Genomic DNA, 23,419 nt, shown 5'->3' with positions numbered 1-23,419 from the left:
AGAACCCGAATCTAGTTTTCAAGCGTTGGCTCGGCCGGGCCGAACAGGAAGTCCATGAATCGGTTGCACAGCCGGTAGACGTCGTCCATCGTTCCGTCGTGGTAGATCGCCGAGGTGAGGGCGGTGTTGATGATCGACCACAACATGATCGCGGCGTCGGCGGCGGCACCGGGGCCGAGCCGGGCGAAGTCGCCGGCCAGAGTCTGCTGGCAGACGGTGAAGAACTCGCCGAGCAGTGCTTTTGCGTTGGTATCCGAACTCGACTGCAGGATCACGTGGACTTTGAAGAAGTGCGGGCGACGCTCGAACGACGAGATGACCGCGTTCATCTTGGCCCGGATCTGATGCTCCGACAGGTTGTCACCGGACCGCGCGTAAGCCGGCGCTGCCCAGTCCAACAGCACCGCCGCGTAGAGGTGTTCTTTGGACGAGAAATAGCGGTAGAGAGTGCCCAATGCAACTCCGGCTTCCTGCGCCACGTCGCGGATCTGGATCTGCTCGTACTCCTGGGCCTTGAGTGCGGCGTTGGCGGCCTTGATGATGTTCAGCCGCCGGGCCTGCTGCCAGGCGGGCAGCTCCGAACTGAGCGTTGCCGCCGCAGTGGAAGGTGCCTGTTGCGCCATGGAAGAGTTCCTCTGTCTATGTGGGCCGCGACCCGGGTGAGCCATCCGGTGATAGCCGGGCTAGGTACACAGTAAATTGTGCCGACCGACCCTGTACGCCACAACCGGGAGGTTTCGGGTGATCCGGTTCAGCCGGTTCGCCGTAGCCGCAACCCTCGAGGCGTGGCCGCGAATCCGCTTTCGCGTAGATGTGGTGCGAGGTCGCTCGTCTGAACGGGGTCGCCGTTGACTCGTTCGACGTGTAGCCGGTCGACCTGACCCCGGATCACCACCTTCGCCAGAGCCCCGGACGCCGCCTCCAGATGTGCGACGTTTTCGCTGAACGTCAGAACCGTCTTTCCGCCGCGCTCGACAAACAACACCAGGTGCCCGTCGACGAGAACCACCAGCGCGCCCGGCTTGCGGCCGGGCCGGTGTCCTTCGGTTTGTTTCGGCCATGCCAGCGCCGCGCCATACGGGTTGGCCGGGTCGGTGGCCGCGAGGGCCAGAGCACAGGTGCCGGTCGTCTCGACCTCGTCGCGGAGACGATCGACGGTGGTGGTCGCGGCGAACTGGGCACCACCGAGCCCGTCGATGTAATACCCGCGCCGGACCTTGCCGCTGTCCTCGAATCCACTGAGCGCCTTGTATACCCGCGAGAATCCGCCGGCGATGCCCTCGGTCATCACCGCACCCTTCGTCACCACGCCATACCGATCGAGCAAGGCCGAACACTGAGCGGCCACCGCTCGTGTCGGATCGGACGTGGGTTCGGGCAGGGCGAACCATCGCCCGGTCATCGACAGTGGCGCAGTGCGTGGGGTGCGGGCGAATCGGCTGCGTCCACGATGCGCCGGGGCACTGCGGGTGGCGCCCGATTTGCGACCGGGACCGAGCAGCGCCCGCACCGGACTGAAGGTGTCGTTGCTGATCCGTCCGGCCCAGGCCAGATCCCACAACGCGGTCTCCAGATCTGAACCGAGCGGAGCCACGCCGCCGAGAGTGAGCGCATCGCTGAGTTGCCGAAAGAAGAAGGCGCCGCCGGAGGAGAGCTGTTCGAGTAGCCGGTGATGCAACTCGCTCATGTCGATCTCGACCGGAATGGGGAGACTGTCCTCGGCGACGTCCGCCGGATGCAGACTGATCCAGCCGTCGGATCCGGACAGCCTTCCGTGACCCGCCCAGAGCACCTCGCCACCGGCGGTCAATTCGTCGAGCATGTCGGGGCGATAGTCGGCCACCCGTGCGGGCAGGATCAGCGACTCCCACGCCGATGCCGGAATGGGTACTCCGGCAAGCTGATCGATCACCGCGGACACACCGTCGATGCCACGCAGCCGCGACCGTGCGGTGACGTGCTGCCAGCCCGTGACGAACCGGGCGTAGGTCTCGTGACTCACCGGCGCGATCTCCGCGCGGCTCGCGGCCAGAGAACCTCGGCGCAACACGGCGAGTACCTCGGTGTTGCACCACTGTTCGGCACCGGTCACGGTTCCCGCAGGTTCGGGGCGGAAATCGCCCTCGACCACGCGTCGCTGTCCGGCCAAACGCACCAGGGTGTCGCGGACGACCGCTACGCCGACTCCGAGCGCTGCTGCGGCGTCGGACGCGACAAACGGGCCGTGGGTACGCGCGTAGCGGCCGACGATGTCGCCGAGCGGGTCGTCCACCGGTTCGAGGAAGGCCAGCGGAAGCCCCTGCGGTGGAGGGATTCCCAATGCGTCTCGAAGGCGTCCGGCATCTTCGGCGGCCGCGTACAACTGCGCCGAGCCGCGCTGGATCGTGATGGCCCGGCCCGAGGCCACGAGTTCGTCGAGCAATGGCTGTGGATCGTCGCCGGTGTAGCGCAGACCCACATCGGCGGCGCTCAGTGGTCCGAGCCAGCGCAACAGATCGGCGATGCCTTCGAGGTCGCGGGCCTGGCGATCGGGATGCAGGCGCTGCAGCTTGGCCTCGGTATCGGCGATCACCTTCGCGTCGAGCAACTCTCGCAGGTCGACCCGTCCCAGGAGCTGGGCCAACAATGCGGTGTCGAGGGACAGGGTGGCGGCGCGGCGCTCGGCCAGCGGGGCGTCGTCCGCGTACATGAAGGCGCCCACATACCCGAACAGCAACGACGAAGCCATCGGAGACGGTGTCTGCGTTTCGATCTCGATGATCCGCAGGCGCCGCGTTGCGATCCGGGTGAGCAGATCGGTCAACGCGGGGAGGTCGTAGACGTCCTGGAGACATTCGCGAAACGCCTCGAGGATGATCGGGAACTGTGGGTACTTCCGGGCCACATCGAGTAGTTGCGCGCTGCGTTGGCGTTGCTGCCACAGCGGCGCCCGACGTCCTGGGTTGCGGCGCGGTAAAAGCAGCGCCCTGGCGGCACATTCGCGGAACCGGGAGGCGAACATGGCAGACCCGCCGAGTTGCTCGGTGACGATCTGCTCGATCTCGTCGGCCTCGAAACCGAACAGTGCTGCGCCGGGAGGCTGGTCGTCGGTGTCGGGAAGGCGGACGATGATGCCGTCGTCAGCTGCCGAGACCGCCCCGTCGATGCCATAGTCCTGCTCCAGACGCGCCGCGACCGCGCTTGCCCACGGCGCATGAACCCGTAAACCGAAGGGGGAGTGCAGGATCACCCGCCAGTCGCCGAGCTCGTCGCGGAATCTTTCGACCAGTAGGGTGCGGTCGGTGGGCAGATGGCCGGTGGCGGCCTGTTGCTCTGACACCAGCTGAGCGAGATTGTCGCGGGCAAAATCGTTGAGACCCAGCCGCTTCGCGTGCGACTCCAGCTTCTTGTTGTCGATCAGCTCGCCGACAAACCGGCCGATGGCCTCGCCCAACTCGGCTGGTCGGCCGATACTGTCGCCGTGCCAGAACGGCAATCGCCCGGCCTGCCCGAATGCCGGCGTGACCAGGACCCGGTCGTGGGTGATGTCCTCGATGCGCCAACTGGTGGCACCCAGGGCAAACACATCGCCGACCCGCGATTCGTAGACCATCTCCTCGTCGAGTTCGCCGACCCGCGTTTGCTTTTCGCCGACCATGTAGACGGCGAACATTCCGCGATCGGGGATCGCGCCACCCGAGGTGACGGCCAGGCGTTGCGCGCCGGGACGGCCGGTCAGCGTGCCCTGCGCCCGATCCCAGACGATCCGTGGCCGCAGTTCGGCGAACTCGTCGGACGGATAGCGCCCCGACAACAGGTCGAGGGTGGCGTCGAAAACGGGCCGCGACAGCGTTGCGTACGGCGCGCTGCGGCGCACGAGTTGATACCAGTCGTCGACACCAATAGTGCCCGTGGCGCAGGCGGCGACGGTCTGCTGCGCGAGGATGTCGAGCGGATTGGCCGGGACCGTGAGTTCTTCGATGAGTCCGTCGGTCATCCGTTCGACGGCGACCGCGCACCGCAGCAGGTCGGCCCGATGTTTGGGAAACAGGACGCCCTGGCTGATCTCCCCGACCTGGTGGCCGGCCCGACCGATCCGCTGCAGGCCGCTCGCCACCGACGGCGGTGCTTCCACCTGGATGACCAGATCGACCGCCCCCATGTCGATGCCCAACTCGAGACTGCTGGTGGCGACAACACAGCGCAGGCGTCCGGCCTTGAGTTCTTCCTCGATCTGTCCGCGGACCTCTTTGCTGACCGAACCATGATGTGCGCGGGCGAGCAGGGGAGCGGCACCCTTGCTGGCGCCGCTGGCCATCACCTGTGCCGGGGCGCCGCCGGGCACCCGGGGATTCGGGCGCGATTCCGGGGCTTCGCCGATTCGGGTGGCGTGGACCTCATTGAGCCGGGCCGTCAACTGTTCGGCGAGTCGACGCGAATTCGTGAAGACGATCGTGGCCCGGTTCTTCTCGATCAGATCGACGATGGAGCTCTCGACATACGGCCACAGTGACCCGGCAACCGGCGCCGATGCCTCGTCGTCGAACCCGTCGCTGCCCGCGATCACCGGAATGTTGGTCATGTCGGCGACGGGGACATCGACGGACAGGTCGAATGTTTTCTGCGCAGGCGGCTGCACCACCGTGCAGGGGCGGCTCCCGGACAGGAACTCGGCGACGCGCTGCGGGGGTCGCACGGTCGCCGACAATCCGATGCGCTGCGCGGGTTTGTCCAGGAGTGCATCGAGACGTTCCAGCGAGACGGCGAGGTGGGTGCCCCGTTTGGTCCCGGCAACCGCGTGAACCTCATCGATGATGACGGTCTCTACCGAGGTCAGCGTCTCGCGGGCCGACGATGTCAACATCAAGAAGAGCGACTCGGGTGTGGTGATGAGGATGTCCGGTGGCTTGCGCAGCAGTTGCCGACGTTGGGCGGGCGGCGTGTCACCGGAGCGGACGCCGACAGTGATCTCGGGGACGGGTTCGCCCAGATCCTGTGCCGCCCGGGTCAGCCCGATCAGCGGTGCACGCAGGTTGCGTTCGACGTCGATCGCCAGTGCTTTCAGCGGCGACACGTAGAGAACCCGGGTACCCGCGGGCTCGGCTCCCTCCGGGGTTGGGTGGGCGGCGAGCTGGTCGAGCGCCCATAGGAAGGCCGACAGCGTCTTTCCGGACCCGGTTGGTGCCACCACCAGTGTGTTCTGGCCGTCAGCGATCGAGTTCCAGGCACCCAGTTGGGCCGCGGTGGGTTCGGGAAACGCAGCGGCGAACCACGCCCGGGTGGGCGCGGTGAACCGGCCGAGGACCTGCTGGGTGTCGATGCCGGCAGACTTCGGCGGGGAGGGCTTGCGGGCGGCCATTGCTCCATGATCCACGAGTGGTCTGACAGTGACGCCGGGGATGGATCTGACAGGTCGTCTGCACTGTTCGCCTTGACCGGGCAAAACGCGCAGGTTTAGAGTCAGCCCAACGCTGTGTGGACGGGAAATCCGGTGTAAGTCCGGAACGGTCGCGCCACTGTGAGTTCAGGCGGAGTCACCAGGATCCGCCGGAACGAGTCAGAGCACCGACACCCAGCGAACATCCATCGAAAACGCGGGCGCGTCTACCCGCGAGAGGAGTTCAGTTGTCGAGTCCTGCAGTATCCGCAGCATTTTCAGGTGCACAATCAGGTTCTGGTGCCGGGCTTGCCGTCGCCGTACCTGATGTATCGGTGGTCAACACCGCGCTATGGCTGACGGCGACCACCTTCGTCGCGGCGCTGGCCTATTACTTCCTCGGGTACGACCAGGGTGCGGTGTCCGTGTTCGGCGCCGACACTCATGTGCACGAGTTCGTGCACGATGCACGCCATTTCCTCGGCTTCCCGTGCCACTGACGGGCGCCGACGAACATGGAAAAGAAATTCATAGGGGCCGGCCTGATCGCCGGGATCGTTGCCGGGTTGTTCTCCTTCGTGTTTGCCCGCATCTACATCGAACCGCTGGTGGACCGGGCCATTGCCTACGAGGGTGAGCGTCCGGACGCAGAGATCGCCATCGCAGGCGGTGTTCACGAACACGGCGAAGAGGTGGTCAGCCGCACCATCCAACAGAATCTGGGTGTTGGCGTCGGGACGGTTGCGTTCGGCCTGATCATGGGTGCATTTTTGGCTGTTGCGTTCACTGTCGCCTGGGCGTACGTCGGACGTCGCCATCCGCAGACCGACCCCCGTTCGGTGGCAGGTCTGCTGGCGCTATCCGGGTTCGTCGCGGCCTACCTGATCCCGTTCTGCGCATACCCGGCGAACCCTCCTGCGGTCGACCTGGAAGGCACCATCAACGGGCGAACCAGTTCGTTCCTCACGATCACAGTGCTGTCGGTGGCGTTCATGATCGCCGCGTGGGTTCTCGCGTTCTACCTGTCACCGAAGATCGGCGGACTGTACGCGGCGATTGTGTCGGGTGCGGCCTACCTGCTGGCTGCCGGGATCGTGATTCTGCTGTTGCCGAAGTACGACGAGATACCGGGCGAGCTTCTGGATGGCGACACCATCGTCATGTCGGGCTTCCCGGCAGACGCCTTCGGTGACTTCCGCTTCTACTCGGTCCTGAACCAGGTCATCCTCTGGACTGTCCTCGGGCTGGCGTTCGCGGTGATCTTGACCGTGATCGGCAAGCGTCAGGCACGTGCGGCTCAGGTCCCGGCATCTGCGAGCGTCGGCTGAAACTGCGATTGATCACCGCGGCCCGCACCGGTCCCAACGTGGCACTGAGATTTGGTGCCGATGAACCACTCGACAGACGCGGTCGCGCCGATTGTGCGCGGCTGCGTTTGCCGTATCCGGACCCGGTGCAGATTGCGCCGGAACGTGCGGCCGGCGAGACCGCTGCACTGATCGGCGCCATCGGCCCGGTTGAACCTCGGCTGGCGGCGATCGACCTCGGGGCGTGGCACACGCTTGTCCCCGAGCAGGTCGATCCGATCGAGCTCGGTACCTGGTTGGCGGACCCGGATTTCGCGTCGCACGGCGGCGAGAGCGTCGCCGCCTTTGTTGCGCGACTTGATGATTGGCTCACGAGCTGTGCCGAATCGGACCAGACCGCGGTGGTGACGAGTGGGACCGCGCAAGGGTTGGTGGCAGCTGCGCTTGGTTGCGACTTCTGGAGTGTCGAGGTTGCACCAGCCCACATCGTCAACCTGTCGCGACGCGACGCGCGGTGGCGGGTCCGGTTCGGGGGCCACTAGGTCGACCCGATACCTGAACCAGGCACAAGAACTGGAACTTGTTCTAGTGTTGGGTATCGAGTGGATACGCCAACGGTAGGGGATTTGAATGTTCGAGTGGTCCGAAGAAGACCTGATGGTGCGGGATGCGGTCCGGAGCTTTGTCGACAAGGAGATCCGTCCCCACGTCGATGAGCTCGAGACCGGAAATCTGCCGCCTTACGACATCATCCGGCTGATGCTGAAGTCGTTTGGCATCGACGCCATGGCGTCCGACGCACTCGAAAAGGATCTTGCGCACGAAGAGGCGGTCGCGCGTGGTGAGGCCGAGCCGAAGTCGGGGTCCGGCGGTGGGGGTATGACGTCGATGGCGTCGATCTTGAACATCGAGTTGTCCGGGGTGAGCCTGGGCATCGTCGCGTCGATGGGGGTCAGCATGGGGCTGACGCCCTCGACCGTCAGATCGCGGGGAACGCTGGCCCAGAAGAAGCGGTGGCTGCCCGATCTCGTCACCTTGAACAAGGTCGGGGCATGGGCGATCACGGAACCGGACTCGGGTTCGGATGCGTTGGGCGGCATGAAGACAACGGTTCGGCGCGACGGTGACAAGTACATCCTCAACGGGCAGAAGACGTTCATCACCAATGGTCCGTACGCCGACACGGTGGTGGTGTTCGCGAAGCTCGACGAGGGAGATCCCGATGTCGACCGGCGACACCGCAAGGTCCTCACGTTTGTGCTCGACAAAGGTATGGAGGGCTTCACGCAGGGCAAACCGTTCAAGAAGATGGGCATCATGTCGTCGCCGACCGGTGAGCTGTTCTTCGACAACGTCGTACTCGAAAAGGACCGCTTGCTCGGGGAGACCGAGGACACCGGAACGGGCAGCGGTGGCGAGGGTGCCAAGGCCGGCTTCGCCATGGAACGCGTGGGGATCGCGACGCTGTCGCTCGGAATCATCAACGAGTGCCAGCGGCTGTCGATCGACTACGCGAAACAGCGCACGTTGTGGGGCAAGCCCATTGCTGATCTGCAGTTGATCCAACTCAAGCTCGCCGAGATGGAGGTGGCCCGGTTCAATGTGCAGAACATGGTGTTCCACGCGCTCGAACGCTCGAAGGCGGGTAAGCCGCTCGATCTGGCCGAAGCGTCGGTGATGAAGCTCTATTCGTCGAGGACCGCCACGGACGTCGCGATGGAAGCCGTGCAGCTGTTCGGCGGCAACGGCTACATGGCCGAATACCGAGTCGAGCAGCTGGCGCGCGACGCCAAGTCGCTGATGATCTACGCCGGCAGCAACGAAATCCAGATCACCCACGTCGCGAAGGGTGTGTTGGCCCGCTAGACCCGCAAAAGCACACGGTCCAGTCAAAAGCACACGTTGCAACGTGTGCCTATGACTGGACCGTGTGCTTTTGTCGGAGAAATACCCGGAACCAACTTACAAACAGACTGGACTGTTTCTTACTTCTCGGTTACTGTCGCTTGTGTGGCGACAAACACATCAACGACCGATGACACAAACGGGTCCGCCGACCCGGATGTGACACCCAGTCGTACCCAGGCACAGCGCACCGCGCAGATGCGGGCCAGGCTGCTCGATGCGGCGATCGGCTGCCTTATCGACAAGGGTTACGCCGGGACGAGCACCCAGGAGATATCCCGTCGCGCGGGGGTTTCCAGAGGCGCGCAGCTGCATCATTTTCCGACGAAAGAGTCGTTGGTGGTCGCGGCAGTCGAGCATTTGGTGGAGCAACGGCTCGCCGAGATGCTCGACGCCCATGTGGCGGACGACAAGGCCGGGGTCGAGCTGTTTCTCGATGCCTTCTCCGGGCCGCTGTTCTATGCCGCGCTCGAACTGTGGATCGCAGCGCGTACCGATCCGGTGCTGCACGCCGCGGTGCTGCCCCTCGAAGCGCGGGTGAACGAGGCCATTCAGGCAGGCAGTGCGGCGATTTTCGGTGATCGGATGTCACCGGAAGCCATCGAGATCAGCGTTGAACTGGCCAGGGGACTGGCGGTTTCGGCTCTCTTTCGCAACGACACAACCGACCGGGAGATGCGGCAGCGCCTCGTCCCGATATGGGAGGCAATGGTGACCCGCACATGAGTACTCAACCCTCACGCACAGTTCCGCAGGCAGCATTGCCTGCGCAGGTGCACACGCTGATCGTCGGAACCGGCTTTGCCGGGATGGCCGCGGCGCACAAGATCCTGACCGAAAAGACCTCATCCGACGTGGTGCTCATCGAACGTGCATCGGATGTGGGCGGAACCTGGCGCGACAACACCTATCCCGGTGCGGCGTGCGATGTTCCGAGCAACCTGTACTCGTTCTCCTTCGCGCCGAGTCCGGCATGGACACACAACTACGCCCGTCAGCCGGAGATCTTCGATTATCTGAAGACGGTGGCGGACCAGCACGGGATGCGCGAGCGGACCGTGTTCGACTGCGAGTTGCTCACCGCGCGATGGGATTCGGTGACCTCGCGGTGGGAGGTCGAGACCTCCCGCGGTGTTACCTCGGCCCAAGTGTTGGTCGCTGCGACGGGGACCCTGTCGAATCCGAGCTTTCCGGATGTCCCCGGGATCGAAGATTTCACCGGGACGATATTCCACAGCGCCACCTGGGATCATAGTTTCGACCCGGCAGGCAAGCGCATCGCGGTGGTCGGAACCGGTGCATCGGCCATCCAGTTCGTCCCCGAATTGGCTGATCCCGCAGAACATCTGACTGTCTTCCAGCGCACACCGGCATGGATCATCCCTCGGCTCGATCGTTCGATCGGCACACTGGAGCGCACGCTGTACAAGGTGTTGCCCTCGTCGCAGAAGCTTGCCAGGGGTGGCCTCTACGTTTACCGCGAGGGCTACGTCCTCGCGCTGGCGAAGTTCACGTTCCTGTTGCCGCTGTTCAAACTGCTCGCCAAGAGCCAGCTGCGCAGACAGGTCAAAGATCCGGTGTTGCGGAAAAAGCTGACGCCGAAGTTCACCATTGGTTGCAAGCGGATGCTGCTGAGCAACAATTGGCTTCGGACGCTCGCCCGACCCGATGTGAACCTCGTGGACACCGCAGTGGCGGCGATGACCGCGGATGGGGTTGTCGATGGGCACGGGGTGGAACACAAGGTCGACGCGGTGGTTTTCGGTACCGGCTTCACCGCGACAGAGCCGCCGGTGGCGCAGGTGTTGCACGGCGCTGACGGCCGCAGCCTTGCCGAATCGTGGAACGGCAGTCCCAGTGCCTATCGGGGGACGTCGGTGAACGGTTTCCCGAATCTGTTCCTGATGTATGGACCGAACACCAACCTCGGACACAGTTCGATCGTGTACATGCTGGAATCGCAGGCGAACTACATCAATTCGGCGATCGCGCAGATGACCAACCGCAAGTTGTCCAGCATCGACGTCAAGCGTGAGGCGCAAGAGGCCTACAACGCGGACATCGACGAGCAATTGACGGACACCGTCTGGAACGCAGGCGGATGCTCCAGTTGGTACTTCGATCGCAAGGGCCGCAACTCGGTCATGTGGCCGACGTTCACCTGGGAGTTCCGCAAGCTCCTGCGCACAACAAATCTCAGCGACTTCGAACTCGGCAGCGGTGCAGTGGTTCCGCAGCCACGAGAAAGTGAGCCTGCATGAACGACTATGACGTGGTGGTTGTCGGATCCGGTTTCGGTGGATCGGTGGCCGCACTCCGTCTGGCCGAAAAAGGCTACAAGGTGGCGGTTCTCGAGGCCGGGCGCCGCTTCGAAGACGACGAGCTGCCGAAGACCAGTTGGCGATTGCGCAAGTACCTGTGGGCGCCGTGGATGGGTTGCTATGGCGTGCAGCGCATACACCTGTTGCCCGACGTCCTGGTGATGGCAGGGGCGGGGGTGGGCGGCGGATCGCTGAACTACGCCAACACGCTGTACCAGCCGCCGAAACGCTTCTTCGAAGACCCGCAGTGGGGCGACATCACCGACTGGTTCGACGAACTGGACCCCTACTACGATCAGGCCCGTCGGATGCTGGGCGTTGTCGACAACCCGAGTGTGACGGCCGCAGACAAGGTCATGCGAGAGGTGGCCGACGACATGGGCGTCGGCTCGACGTTCAGCACCACGCCGGTGGGTGTCCTGTTCGGCAACCCCGGTGAGCGGGTGGCAGATCCATTCTTCGGTGGGTCCGGCCCCGAGCGCACGGCCTGCACCGAATGCGGATCCTGCATGACCGGTTGCCGGGTGGGTGCCAAGAACACCCTGGTGAAGAACTACCTGCATCTGGCCGAGAAGGCCGGGGTGACGGTCCTGCCGCTGACCACGGTGCGCGCGGTTCGGCCGTCCGCCGACGGATACGAGATCGTCACCCGGCGCACAGGTGCCAAGCTGCGGCGTCGTGAGAAGAGCATCTTTGCCGGCCAGGTGGTGTTCGCCGCCGGAACCTACGGCACGCAGAAACTGCTGCTTGCGATGAAGGAGACCGGGGAACTGCCGCGTCTGTCAGAGCAACTGGGTTCGGTGGTGCGCACCAACTCCGAGGCGGTGTTGGCCGCGACCGCTCGCAACCGGGATATCGACTACACCAACGGTGTCGCCATCACGTCGTCCTTCCATCCGGACGACCACACGCATATCGAGCCGGTTCGATACGGCAAGGGCAGCAATGCCATCGGACTGTTGCAGACGGTGTTGTCCGATGGTGGCGGGCGAACTCCTCGGATACTCAAGACGGTTGGTGTCGCACTGCGTCATCCGGGCGCGTTCGTTCGGAGCCTGTCGGTGCGGCACTGGTCGGAGAAGACGGTGATCGCACTGGTGATGCAGACCGATGACAACTCACTCGAACTGGCGTCCAAGCGCGGCATCTTCGGCCGGAAGCTGACCAGCCGGCCCGGCTCGGGAAACCCGCCGCCCGAATGGATTCCACAGGGACATACGGCGATCCGATTGCTCGCGGACAAGATCGACGGCGATCCGGGCGGATCGATGGCCGAAGTGGTCAACATCCCGATGACCGCTCACTTCCTGGGCGGTTGTGTCATCGGCGCGGATTCGAAGCAGGGTGTGGTCGACCCGTATCACCGTGTCTTCGGACATCCCGGGCTGCATGTGGTCGACGGATCGGCGGTGAGCGCCAATCTGGGTGTCAACCCGTCGCTGACCATCACCGCGCAGGCCGAACGTGCGATTGCGCTGTGGCCCAACAAGGGCGAGGTTGACCGTCGCCCCGGGGTCGGCGAAACATACGTGCGGCTGCCCCCCGTGCCACCCACCTCGCCGGTGGTTCCGGCAGATGCACGCGGCGCGTTACGGCTGCCCCTGTTCGTGACCGGTTCCGAGACAGTGAAGGGAGCCTGCTGATGTGGAGTGTGGTCGAATCCGAAGGTGCTCCGGAGCAACTGCCGATCAGCTCTCCGCCGCCGTGGCCGGCGTCGGTGCGGGCCACGCTCTGGTGGCACCGGGCAACCGATGAAGCCGTGGCCCTCGGTGGCCGAGAATCGACGATCAACATCACCGTCGGGATGGTCGTCGACTATCTGGACTCGCCGGTTGGACCGTATCGCGAGATCCTGGCCAGTCCGGTCCTTCGGCGGCCGGGCGGTGGGCTCGGGATGATGCCTCGGTTGTCGGTGCCGTTCATCGCCGTCGACTCGGCCGCCTCGGTTCACGGTGGTCGCTTCCACTGGCAGTTGCCAAAGGTGCTGGCCGACTTCACCGGCGACGTCCTCGAAGGTGCCGGTGTCTCGGGACGTGACTGGCTGGTGCAAACCCAGTCCGATGGGCGCGGGCCGTCGTTCCCGATCAAGGGCGCTCTCGGATTTGCCCAACCGGTTGACGGCGGCGTGGACATCGCGGCGACCAAGCTGACGGGACGGGCCCGCTACGCGAAGGTCGCTGTCCTTGCCGAGGGCCCGACCCTGTCCAGCTGGCTCAAGACCGGAACCCACCATGGCCTGCAGATCGTCTCCGGAACGATGGAAACCGGTACCGCTCGGACAATTTCGTCCTGACCCAACCACCTGCACCGGGTGAGGTCAGGGGGTGAGGGCTCGCCAGACCCTTGGCGGGTTCATCGGCAACTCGTGGATCCGGACGCCGATCGCGTTGCGGATGGCGCTTTCCAAGGCAGGCGCAACCGGGTTGTATGGCGCCTCGCTCATCGACTTCGCACCCAGTGGGCCGATGGTGTCGTAGGTGTCGGCGAAGTACACCTCGGTGCGGGGCACATCGGCCAGCGCCGGGATGTGATAGTTCCGCAGCACCTGCGTGATCACATGACCCTCGTCGATGATCATCTCCTCGTACAGCGCCGTGCCGATGGCCTGTGCCGCACCGCCTTCGATCTGTCCGCGACACTGCCCGGGGTTCATCACCACACCGGCGTCGGCGGCCTGCAGCGACTGCAGGATGCGGACCTCGCCGGTCGCGGTGTTGACCGCGACCCGGAAGGCGTGCACGTTGTAGGCCACCGACCGCGGGCTGCCATTGTGGGTGCCTTCGCATTCGAGTGGTCCACCGGCGGCTGCGGCGATACCGGCAAGGTCGATGAAGGCTGCTCCGGCTTGTACGCCCTGGGGGCCCAGAACACATTCGGATTGATCTGCCCCGAGTTCGGTTGCCGCGATCTGGAGAATCTTCCGGCGGAGTTCGTCCGCGGCCAAGCTCAGCGCCTTGCCTGCGACGACCGTGCCTGCTGAGCCGAATGCGCCGGTGTCGTAACCAATGACGTCCGTGTCGGACTGGCGGATGACGATCTGGGTCGGCGCGCAGCCCAGTGCCGACGCGGCTATCTGGGTGAGAACGGTGGTGGTTCCGTTGCCGAACTCGGCGGTACCCACAGCCGCCACGAAAACACCGTCAGGGGTCAGTGTCATCCTGGCATCGGCATAGTGGCCGCGCGGCGGATTCGTCGCAATCATCGTGGAGGCCATGCCTTCACCTACCCGCCAATGCGGCTGGTCGGCAAGCGCTTCGCCGTTGCGCGTGGGATCGGTGCGAGCCGACTGCAGTGCCTGCTGGGCCAGATCCAGGCACTGGTCGAGGCCGTAGCTGCCGAACTCGAGGTCGTCGTCTTCGACTTCCCAGGTCACAAACGGATCACCCGGGACGGTGGTGTTGATCCGGCGCATCTCGAACGGATCGATGCCGAGCTGCGCGGCCAATTCGTCGATCGCACCCTCGATCCCGAACGCGACCTGGCCGAGTCCGTAGCCGCGGAATGCTCCCGACGGAATGTTGTTGGTGTACACCGCACGTGCGTCGACGTGCTTGTTCGCGCACCGATACAGGGCGACGGATTCACTACATGAATGAAACAACACGGGGCCGCTGTGATTGCCGTACGCGCCGGCATCTGACAGCACCGAGACCGAGAGTGCGGTGAGTACACCGTCGGCGCCGGCAGCCGCGGTCACGTCGACGCGCATCGGGTGACGGCACGTCGCGATGGTGAACTGATCGGTCCGGGTGAACTCGTAGACCGCCGGGCGGCCGGTCTTGATCATCGCCAGCACCACGAGGTCCTCGGTCAGGAGTTCCTGCTTACCTCCGAAGCCGCCACCGACCCGAGACGTGTAGACCCGGACGTCGTCGACGGACAGGCCGAAGATGTGGCACAGCCCGTCGCGGGTCAGGAACGGGACCTGCGTGCTCGAACGAATGACGAAGCGGCCGTCATCATCCCGCCAACCGACGGCGCCGTGGGTCTCGAGATGTGTGTGCTGGATCCGCGCGGTCTGCCAGCGTCCGGAGACCACGGTTCCGCCGGCGGCCCGGGCCGCTTCGATACCGGCCTCCACATCGCCTGTGGTGCCCCCGAATTCGACAACGAGGTTGCGCTGCGGATCAGTGATGCGGGCATCGGTGCTCTTGTCGCCGTGGACCAAGGGCGTGCCGGGTTCGGTGGCAAGAGCCGGATCGAAGTTGGCGGGCAGCACTTCGTATTCGACGGCGATCAGCTCTCCGGCCCGGCGGGCGATGGTCATCGAATCGGCGACAACGGCGGCGACCCGCTGCCCCACGAAACGAAGGGTCGTGTCGAAAACGTAGGTGTCGTCGGGGTTGTCGAGACGATTCTCGTGGCGGGCCGTCGAAAAGGGCACTCCGGGATCGTCCCGGTGCGTCAATACCGCGCGCACTCCGGGCAACTGCTGCGCCGCGGTGGTGTCGATCGACACGATCCGGGCATGCGGATGCGGGCTACCGACGACGGCGATGTGTCCGAGATCGCTGGGAAGCCGGTCCATCGTGTACGGCTCGGTGCCGGTGACGATGCGCGCCGCGGCCGGTGCCGGGATCGACCGTCCCACCGAGAGCCCCGGATCGCCTGCGGAGACTTTCTCGACCCCCACGACTCCGTTGATGGCATCGCAGATGGAACGATAACCGGTGCAGCGGCACAGGTTTCCCTTCAGGCTCTGCGGAAGATCGTCTCGCTGAGCCTGGTCGAGCGCGCTGACGGTGACCACCATCCCGGCAGTGCAGAAGCCACACTGGAAGCCGGCCGCGTCGACAAATCGCTGCTGCAGCGGATGCAGGTTGTCGGGGGTGCCGAGCCCGGCCACGGTGGTGATCTCGGCATCGGCCACCCGGAACGCGGGGATCAGGCACGAATGATGCGGCTCACCGTCGATCAGAACCGAACAGGCACCACAGTCGCCGGCGTCGCAACCCTTTTTGACACTGTCCTCACCCTGGTCGCGAATGAACGTGCGCAGGCACTGACCGGGTGCGGGGCGGCCATCGACAGGTTTCCCGTTGATCTTCATATGTCTTTGCCCTTCACGAACCGGCGAGCTCGGCAACAACGTCCCGGATCAGAACACCGGTGACGTGACGGCGCCAGTCGGCCGCGCCGTGTGGATCGGAATAGTACGCCTGCAGGGGTATCGCCGAATCGATATGGGCCGCAACCTCATCGGGTTCCATCGATTCCGTCGCGATCACATAGGGGACGCGGGTCGCGGCCGTCACCGAGATCAATGCGCCTGCCGGTCGGTTGCGTCCGATGACCACCACGCCGGAGCGGCCCAGCGGCGACATGGCCATTTTGCGCAGCGCGGTGGGCTGGGTCAGTGCGGAAGCCGGAATCATGATGGAGCGCAGCACGTCTCCGGGTTGGAGAATGGTCTCGTTCTGTGCGATGACGAATTGCGGCACCGTGTAGATCCGGTCACTGCCGTCTGCTTTCCACACCAGAAGTCGGGCGTCGAGCGCAGAGGTCATCGAAATCATTGCGCCTGCGGGGAATCCGAGGCAGAGGTTGCCGCCCACGCTGGCGTTCTTCCAGATCTTGAACGATGCCAGCAGTGCGCGGGCGGCGGCGGGAAAGAGGGCGGTGGCAACCCATTCGGCTGGGTAGTGCGCCGAGTTGAGTGTCTCGATGGTGCAGGTGGCGGCAATCTCGAGTCCGTCGTCGGTGATGGTGAGGTCGGGCCAGTCGAGACCGCGCAGGTCGATCAGTCGGCGCAGGTGCATCTGCGGTTCACTCATCAACCAGGTGCCGCCGGACATCAGACCGTCGGTGGCGCTCAGCCCTGCCAGATCGGCGCGGGTGCGTGGTGTTTCGATGCTTTCTATCGTGTGGAGATCCATCAGCCTGCCTTGGCGATCAATGCGGTATGTGCTGCCGCGACTTTGCGTGCGGTGTCCTCGGCGTCGATGGTGGTCAGCTCCCCGCCGCTGACAACCGTTTTCCCGTTGACCCATAGTCGTTCGATGGGCGGGACGTCGCCGAGCACCAGCGCTGCCACCGGATCTTCGATGCCGCTGTGGCCAAGGCCGTCCAGCCGCCACAGCACCAGGTCGGCGAGTTTGCCGGGCTCGATGGACCCCAGCGTGCCCTGATATCCGAGAACGCGGGCCCCGCCCAGGGTTGCCAACTCGAGAGCTTCCCTGGTGGTCAGAGCGGTGGGACCGCCGATGGCGCGGGCCATCAACACGGCCTGGTGGGCTTCTTCGAGCAGGCGGCTCGATTCGTTGGAGGCTGCACCGTCCACGCCAAGACCGACGGGTACGCCTGCCGCGATCAGGTCCCGGGTGCGGGCGATACCGGCTCCCAATCGGCCATTGGAGGTGGGGCAGTGGGCAACTCCGCTGCCGGTTGCGGCGAGTGTGGAGATCGCCTTGTCGTCGAAGTGAACGCCGTGCGCAAACCAGACGTCGTCCCCGAGCCAGCCGACACTCTCCATGTACTCCAGCGGGGTACAGCCGAAATGCTCCGCGGTGTAGTCGGATTCGTCGACGGTCTCGGCGAGGTGGGTGTGCAGTCGCACGTTCTTTTCGCGGGCCAGCTCAGCCGAGGCGCGCAAAAGGTCCGCGGTCACCGAGAAAGGAGAGCAGGGGGCAAGGGCGATCTTGACCATCGCATCGGGCGACGGGTCATGCCAGCGGTCGATCGCATCAGAGCTCGCGGTGAGGATCTGATCGATCGTCTCGACCACACTGTCGGGCGGTAGTCCGCCGTCCTTCTCGCTCAGATCCATCGATCCGCGGGTGGGGTGAAAGCGCAGGCCCACCGATTGTGCGGCGAGTATTTCGGCGGCCAGCAGGTCGCCGCCCTCTTTGGGGAAGACGTAGTGATGATCGGTGCTGGTTGTGCACCCTGTCAGCGCGAGCCGGCCCAAGGCGCCCATGGCGGCGACGTGGACACTCTCTTCATCGATACCCGCCCACACCGGATACAGCGTGGTGAGCCATTGGAAAAGCGTGTGATCGGCGGCGAGGCCGCGGGTGATCCACTGGTACAGATGATGGTGGGTGTTGATCAGGCCCGGTGTCAGGACGCATCCGCTGCCGTCGATCACCTCGGATACAGCTGCGATTTGTGGGTCGACGCGGCCTTCGCTGACCGCGGTGATCGTATTGCCGTCAAAAACCACGGAACCGGAGCGCAACTCCCGGCGCCCGGCATCCATGGTGACAATGTAGGCATTCTCGATCACAGTGCTCATGGCGTCACCGTACGACGAGCGGGTTACAAAGAAATGACAACGACCTGTATGGGCCTGGGTGAGGAATATCATCATTTCCGTCGGATACAACGGTTGCGGCCGGTTGGCGGCGCCTGGGGACCGGAGGGTCTGAAATGACAGAAACCACAGTTGATCCCGCTTCCAAATCTGAACCCGAACTGAAGCGGGTGATGGGGCCGGGCCTGCTGCTCCTGTTCATCGTCGGTGACATCCTCGGGGCGGGGGTGTACGCGGTCACCGGTCAGATGATCGACAACGTCGGCGGGATGGCGTGGCTACCTTTCATCCTGGCATTCGCGGTCGCCACCTTGACCGCATTCTCGTACCTGGAGCTGGTGACCAAGTTCCCGCGATGTGCGGGTGCGGCGTTATATACGCAGAAAGCCTTCGGTATCCACTTCGTCACCTTCCTCGTGGCATTTGCGGTGGTGTGTTCGGGTATCACGAGTGCGTCCACCTCGTCCAACGTCGTCGCAGGCAATCTACTCGCGGGCCTGCATGAATCATTCAGTAGTGCCGACGGATTGGGTTGGTTCGATGTACCCACCGGTGAGGGTGCGCAATTGGCGGTGGCACTCGGGTTCATGCTCGTTCTGGCCCTGGTCAACCTGCGAGGGGTCGGTGAGTCCGTACGGTTCAACGTGGTCCTGACCGCGGTGGAAATCCTCGCGCTCGTCATCGTCATCGTCATCGGTTTCGTGGCGGCCGGACGTGGAACCGGTGAGGGCGACATCGGAAATCTGGTGGTGTTCGAGGATGCCAACGACAAGGGATGGTTCCTGGCCGTTACCGTCGCGACCACGATCGCGTTCTTTGCGATGGTGGGTTTCGAGGACTCGGTGAACATGGTGGAAGAGACCAAGGAACCCCAGAAGATCTTTCCCAAGGTGATGCTGTCCGGACTGGGGATAGCGTGCCTGATCTACGTTTTTGTCGTTGTCGCGGTGATCGCGGTACTGCCGCTCGACTACGACTCGGGTGACGAGGGCATCCTCCTTCACGTGGTCGAGATCGGAGCACCGTCGGTGCCGATCGACGAGATCTTCCCGTATCTCACTGTCTTTGCCGTGGCCAACACTGCGCTCATCAACATGCTCATGGCCAGCAGGTTGATCTATGGAATGTCCAAGCAGCGAGTACTTCCGCGAGGTCTTGGCAGGGTCCTGCCGAACCGCCGGTCGCCGTGGAGCGCGATCATCTTCACCACACTGCTCGCGTTCGGACTCATCATCGTGGTGAATCAGTTGTCGGGCAACGATGTTGTTGCGGCCCTGGCGGGCACCACGGGGCTGCTGTTGCTCTGCGTATTCGCGGTGGTAAATGTGTGCTGCCTCGTCCTCAAACGTGCTGACGACAAGACCTTCTTCCGGGCACCGGTCTGGATTCCGGTACTGGGTGCGATCCTGTGCCTTTTCCTGGCCGGTCCGTGGGCTCGCACCGACTCGCAGATGATCCAGTACAAGATCGCGGGCGTGATGTTGCTGCTCGGAGTGGTGCTCTGGGGCGTGACCTACGTGGCGAACCGGATGGATAACGGTCCGCGGGACGTCGATGACGTCGACGCCCTCGCCGGCGATCCGAGCTCGAAGACATAGCTACGGCGCAGACATTACTTGCGTATCACTTGATGGGATTTGCGATCGGAACATCTACGCCCATTTTTGTGATGAGCCGAATGGCCGGATGGGCGGCACACGTCATTGAGCAGGCCGGATCCACCGCTTTCAGCCGTCCGCTCGGTGAATAACGCGGTTACGAACAGCGCACAGTCACGGCCTGAATATTTGTGAGGACGTAGTCGGGTCGTAGGGTTTCTTTCATGCAGGGTTCTGTCCGGTTCCCGCGGTGGGTGCAGTGATCGGAGCGAATGAAGGTGGAGGCGGGTTGATGTTTCGTAAGGTGCTGGTGGCCAATCGTGGAGAGATCGCGATTCGTGCGTTCCGTGCGGCGTATGAGTTGGGCGCAGGCACGGTCGCGGTGTACCCATATGAGGATCGCAACTCGATTCATCGATTGAAGGCCGATGAGGCCTACCAGATCGGTGAACCCGGTCATCCGGTGCGCGCGTATCTGTCGGTGGACGAGATCATTGCCGCGGCCCGTCGTGCCGGGGCGGACGCGATCTATCCCGGATACGGCTTCTTGTCGGAGAACCCCGACCTGGCTGCGGCGTGTGAGGCTGCCGGGATCACGTTCATCGGTCCCAGTGCCGCGGTGTTGGAGCTGACCGGGAACAAGGCGCGAGCAATCGCTGCTGCCCGCGAAGCGGGTCTGCCGGTGCTGGCGTCGTCGGAGGCATCGGATGATGTCGAAGAGTTGATGGTTGCAGCCGAATCGATGACGTTCCCGGTGTTCGTCAAGGCGATCGCCGGTGGCGGTGGCCGGGGTATGCGCCGGGTCGCGACGATCGACGAGTTGCGTGAGGCCATCGATGCCGCTGGGCGCGAGGCGAAGTCGGCATTTGGCGACGCGTCGGTGTTCTTGGAGCAGGCGGTGATCGAACCACGTCATATCGAGGTTCAGATCCTGGCCGACGGCGCCGGCAACGTGATGCATCTGTTCGAACGGGACTGCTCGGTGCAGAGGCGCCATCAGAAGGTGATCGAGCTGGCGCCTGCACCGAACCTGCCGCAGGAGCTGCGCGAAAAGATGTGCGCGGACGCGGTGGCGTTTGCCAAGCAGATCGGCTACTCGTGTGCGGGCACGGTCGAGTTCTTGCTCGACCGCAACGGCAATCACGTGTTCATCGAGATGAATCCGCGCATCCAGGTCGAACACACGGTCACCGAAGAGATCACCGATGTGGATCTGGTGCAGTCGCAGATCCGGATCGCCTCGGGTGAAACGCTGTCTGATCTCGGGTTGTCGCAGGACACCGTTCAGATTCGCGGTGCGGCGTTGCAGTGCCGGATCACCACCGAAGATCCGACCAACGGTTTCCGTCCCGACACCGGCCGGATCACCGCATACCGCACACCTGGTGGTGCGGGCATCCGGCTCGATGGTGGCGCAACCCTTGGCGCCGAGGTCAGCGCGCACTTCGATTCGATGCTGGTGAAGTTGACGTGTCGCGGTCGCGATTTCGAGACGGCGGTGGCCCGCGCCCGGCGGGCGGTGGCAGAGTTCCGGATCCGCGGTGTGGCCACGAATATTCCTTTCCTGCAGGCAGTTCTGGATGATCCGGATTTTCGGGCCGGGAATGTCACCACCTCGTTCATCGAGCAGCGTCCGCAACTGATGACCTCGCGGGTCTCGGCCGACCGCGGCACCCGGATCCTGAATTATCTGGCTGATGTGACGGTCAACAAGCCTCATGGTGAGCGGCCTGCCACGGTCTATCCGCGCGACAAGCTCCCCGACATCGACATCAGCTCGCCGGCTGACGGCTCGCGGCAACGGTTGCAGAAGCTGGGACCGGAGGGTTTTGCCGCCGATCTGCGGGCGTCAAAGGCGTTGGGGGTCACCGATACGACCTTCCGCGATGCCCATCAGTCGTTGCTCGCGACGCGGGTACGGACGTCCGGATTGATCATGGTGGCCCCGTATGTGGCCGCGGCGACACCGCAGTTGTTGTCGGTGGAGTGCTGGGGTGGCGCGACTTATGATGTGGCGCTGCGGTTCTTGAAGGAAGATCCGTGGGATCGGTTGGCGCAGTTGCGTGAAGCGATGCCGAACATCAACCTGCAGATGCTGCTGCGTGGCCGCAACACCGTCGGCTACACGCCGTATCCCGAGACGGTCACCAAAGCGTTTGTGGCCGAGGCGGCCTCGACCGGTATCGACATCTTCCGGATCTTCGACGCGCTGAACAATGTCGATCAGATGCGGCCTGCGATCGACGCGGTCCGCGAGACCGGTACCACGATCGCCGAGGTCGCGATGTCGTACACCGGGGATCTGTCTGATCCGAACGAGAAGCTGTACACGCTTGACTACTATCTGAAGCTTGCCGAGCAGATCGTCGACGCGGGTGCGCACATCCTGGCGATCAAGGACATGGCCGGGTTGTTGCGTCCGCAGGCCGCCACCGCGCTGGTCACCGCGCTGCGCAGCAACTTTGATCTGCCGGTCCACGTGCACACCCATGACACCCCGGGTGGCCAATTGGCGACCTACTACGCCGCCTGGCAGGCCGGTGCGGACGCGGTCGACGGTGCGTCGGCGTCGATGGCCGGGACCACAAGCCAGCCGGCCCTGTCGGCGATCGTGGCGGCGACTGCGAACACCGAATACGACACCGGTCTGGATCTGGGTGCCGTCTGTGACATCGAGCCGTATTGGGAAGCCCTGCGGAAGGTATACGCGCCGTTCGAGTCCGGGCTGCCGTCACCGACCGGCCGGGTCTACACCCACGAGATTCCCGGTGGGCAGCTGTCGAATCTGCGTCAGCAGGCTGTCGCACTGGGCTTGGGAGATCAGTTCGAGCAAATCGAAGGCGCTTACGCCGACGCCGATCGCATGTTGGGTCGGCTGATCAAGGTCACCCCGTCGTCGAAGGTGGTCGGAGATCTGGCGTTGACCCTGGTCGGTCAGGGCGTCAGTGCCAAGGAGTTCTCGGATGATCCCACCTCCTACGACATCCCGGAATCGGTGATCGGATTTCTGCGCGGAGAGCTCGGAGATCCGGCTGGTGGCTGGCCCGAACCCCTACGTAGCCGAGCGTTGGCCGGGCGGGCCGAGCCCAAACCCGAAGTCGCGTTGTCGGAACAAGACACGGCCGATCTGCAGGACCCGGATGCGGCGATGCGTCGAAAGACGCTGAACCGCTTGCTGTTCCCGGGTCCGACCAAGGACTACGAAGAGCACAAGGTCGCCTACGGCGACACCTCGACATTGTCGGCGAACCAGTTCTTCTACGGCCTGCGCTACGGCGACGAGCACCGCGTCGAACTCGAACCCGGCGTCGAACTGCTCATCGGTCTCGAGGCGATCAGCGAACCGGACAAGCGGGGGATGCGCACGGTCATGTGCATCCTCAACGGGCAACTACGCCCAGTGCAGGTCCGTGATCGCAGCCTCGACGTCACCGAAGCGGTGGCCGAGAAGGCACAAACCGGGAATCCGAAACACATCGCCGCACCGTTCGGTGGTGTGGTCACGATTGTGGTGCAGCCGGGCGAAAAGCTGACCGCCGGAGCAGCGATCGGATCGATCGAGGCCATGAAGATGGAAGCCGCGATCACCGCGCCCACCGGAGGCACCGTGAAACGGGTCGCCATCACGTCGGTGTCGCAGGTTGAAGGCGGCGACTTGCTGGTGGAGCTGGAATAAGACT

At 64.2% G+C, this 23,419-nt stretch carries 16 protein-coding genes; 11 read left to right on the top strand and 5 right to left on the bottom strand.

Annotation, left to right across the window (positions count from 1 at the left end; genetic code table 11):
• Positions 1-11: 11 nt before the first annotated feature.
• The gene (locus tag AC1TPF_RS12690; RefSeq protein ID WP_482138499.1) at positions 12-623 is read right to left on the bottom strand and encodes a TetR/AcrR family transcriptional regulator; all 612 of its coding nucleotides are present in this window, start codon (positions 621-623) and stop codon (positions 12-14) included.
• 128 nt (positions 624-751) lie between these two features.
• Positions 752-5,338, bottom strand: a complete 4,587-nt coding sequence (locus AC1TPF_RS12685; RefSeq protein ID WP_482144243.1) for an ATP-dependent helicase — start codon at positions 5,336-5,338, stop codon at positions 752-754.
• 266 nt (positions 5,339-5,604) lie between these two features.
• On the opposite strand from AC1TPF_RS12685, the gene AC1TPF_RS12680 reads away from it, so the two are divergent.
• From AC1TPF_RS12680 to AC1TPF_RS12645, 8 genes are all read left to right on the top strand, one after another.
• The gene (locus AC1TPF_RS12680; protein ID WP_482138503.1) at positions 5,605-5,856 is read left to right on the top strand and encodes a CbtB domain-containing protein; all 252 of its coding nucleotides are present in this window, start codon (positions 5,605-5,607) and stop codon (positions 5,854-5,856) included.
• Between the two features lie 15 nt (positions 5,857-5,871).
• Positions 5,872-6,684: a CbtA family protein gene (locus AC1TPF_RS12675; RefSeq protein ID WP_482144241.1), complete on the top strand. Its 813-nt coding sequence runs from the start codon at positions 5,872-5,874 to the stop codon at positions 6,682-6,684.
• A 38-nt stretch (positions 6,685-6,722) separates the two neighbouring features.
• Positions 6,723-7,205: a histidine phosphatase family protein gene (locus tag AC1TPF_RS12670; protein WP_482144239.1), complete on the top strand. Its 483-nt coding sequence runs from the start codon at positions 6,723-6,725 to the stop codon at positions 7,203-7,205.
• An 88-nt stretch (positions 7,206-7,293) separates the two neighbouring features.
• The gene (locus AC1TPF_RS12665; protein WP_482144237.1) at positions 7,294-8,529 is read left to right on the top strand and encodes an acyl-CoA dehydrogenase family protein; all 1,236 of its coding nucleotides are present in this window, start codon (positions 7,294-7,296) and stop codon (positions 8,527-8,529) included.
• A gap of 237 nt (positions 8,530-8,766) precedes the next feature.
• Positions 8,767-9,294, top strand: a complete 528-nt coding sequence (locus AC1TPF_RS12660; RefSeq protein ID WP_482138785.1) for a TetR/AcrR family transcriptional regulator — start codon at positions 8,767-8,769, stop codon at positions 9,292-9,294.
• Entirely contained in the window at positions 9,291-10,829 is a 1,539-nt protein-coding gene (locus AC1TPF_RS12655; protein WP_482144235.1) for a flavin-containing monooxygenase, read from the top strand. Before AC1TPF_RS12660 ends, AC1TPF_RS12655 begins: the two co-directional genes overlap by 4 nt.
• The gene (locus tag AC1TPF_RS12650; protein WP_482144233.1) at positions 10,826-12,532 is read left to right on the top strand and encodes a GMC oxidoreductase; all 1,707 of its coding nucleotides are present in this window, start codon (positions 10,826-10,828) and stop codon (positions 12,530-12,532) included. The genes AC1TPF_RS12655 and AC1TPF_RS12650 overlap by 4 nt, the downstream gene beginning before the upstream one ends.
• Positions 12,532-13,182, top strand: a complete 651-nt coding sequence (locus tag AC1TPF_RS12645) for a hypothetical protein (protein ID WP_482138514.1) — start codon at positions 12,532-12,534, stop codon at positions 13,180-13,182. The genes AC1TPF_RS12650 and AC1TPF_RS12645 overlap by 1 nt, the downstream gene beginning before the upstream one ends.
• Positions 13,183-13,206: 24 nt before the next feature.
• On the opposite strand, the gene AC1TPF_RS12640 is transcribed toward AC1TPF_RS12645, so the two are convergent.
• Genes AC1TPF_RS12640 through AC1TPF_RS12630 form a run of 3 tightly spaced genes read right to left on the bottom strand, consistent with a single transcriptional unit; the run spans position 13,207 to position 18,123 of the window.
• The gene (locus AC1TPF_RS12640) at positions 13,207-15,939 is read right to left on the bottom strand and encodes a molybdopterin-dependent oxidoreductase (protein ID WP_482144231.1); all 2,733 of its coding nucleotides are present in this window, start codon (positions 15,937-15,939) and stop codon (positions 13,207-13,209) included.
• 13 nt (positions 15,940-15,952) lie between these two features.
• A complete protein-coding gene (locus AC1TPF_RS12635) occupies positions 15,953-16,765 on the bottom strand; it encodes an FAD binding domain-containing protein (protein ID WP_482144230.1) in 813 nt (270 codons plus the stop codon).
• On the bottom strand, positions 16,765-18,123 hold the full coding sequence (locus AC1TPF_RS12630) for an 8-oxoguanine deaminase (RefSeq protein ID WP_482144228.1): 1,359 nt from the start codon (positions 18,121-18,123) through the stop codon (positions 16,765-16,767). Before AC1TPF_RS12630 ends, AC1TPF_RS12635 begins: the two co-directional genes overlap by 1 nt.
• 134 nt (positions 18,124-18,257) lie before the next feature.
• On the opposite strand from AC1TPF_RS12630, the gene AC1TPF_RS12625 reads away from it, so the two are divergent.
• The 3 genes from AC1TPF_RS12625 to AC1TPF_RS12615 all read left to right on the top strand — a co-directional run bounded on the left by AC1TPF_RS12625 (position 18,258) and on the right by AC1TPF_RS12615 (position 23,415).
• A complete protein-coding gene (locus AC1TPF_RS12625) occupies positions 18,258-19,739 on the top strand; it encodes an APC family permease (RefSeq protein ID WP_482138521.1) in 1,482 nt (493 codons plus the stop codon).
• Positions 19,736-19,891: a citrate/2-methylcitrate synthase gene (locus AC1TPF_RS12620; RefSeq protein ID WP_482144703.1), complete on the top strand. Its 156-nt coding sequence runs from the start codon at positions 19,736-19,738 to the stop codon at positions 19,889-19,891. Before AC1TPF_RS12625 ends, AC1TPF_RS12620 begins: the two co-directional genes overlap by 4 nt.
• 140 nt (positions 19,892-20,031) lie before the next feature.
• Entirely contained in the window at positions 20,032-23,415 is a 3,384-nt protein-coding gene (locus tag AC1TPF_RS12615) for a pyruvate carboxylase (RefSeq protein WP_482144226.1), read from the top strand.
• The last annotated feature ends 4 nt before the right edge of the window (positions 23,416-23,419 follow it).

It is taken from the genome of Williamsia sp. Y853, assembly GCF_056786495.1.
This window is presented reverse-complemented; position numbering and strand designations above follow the sequence as displayed.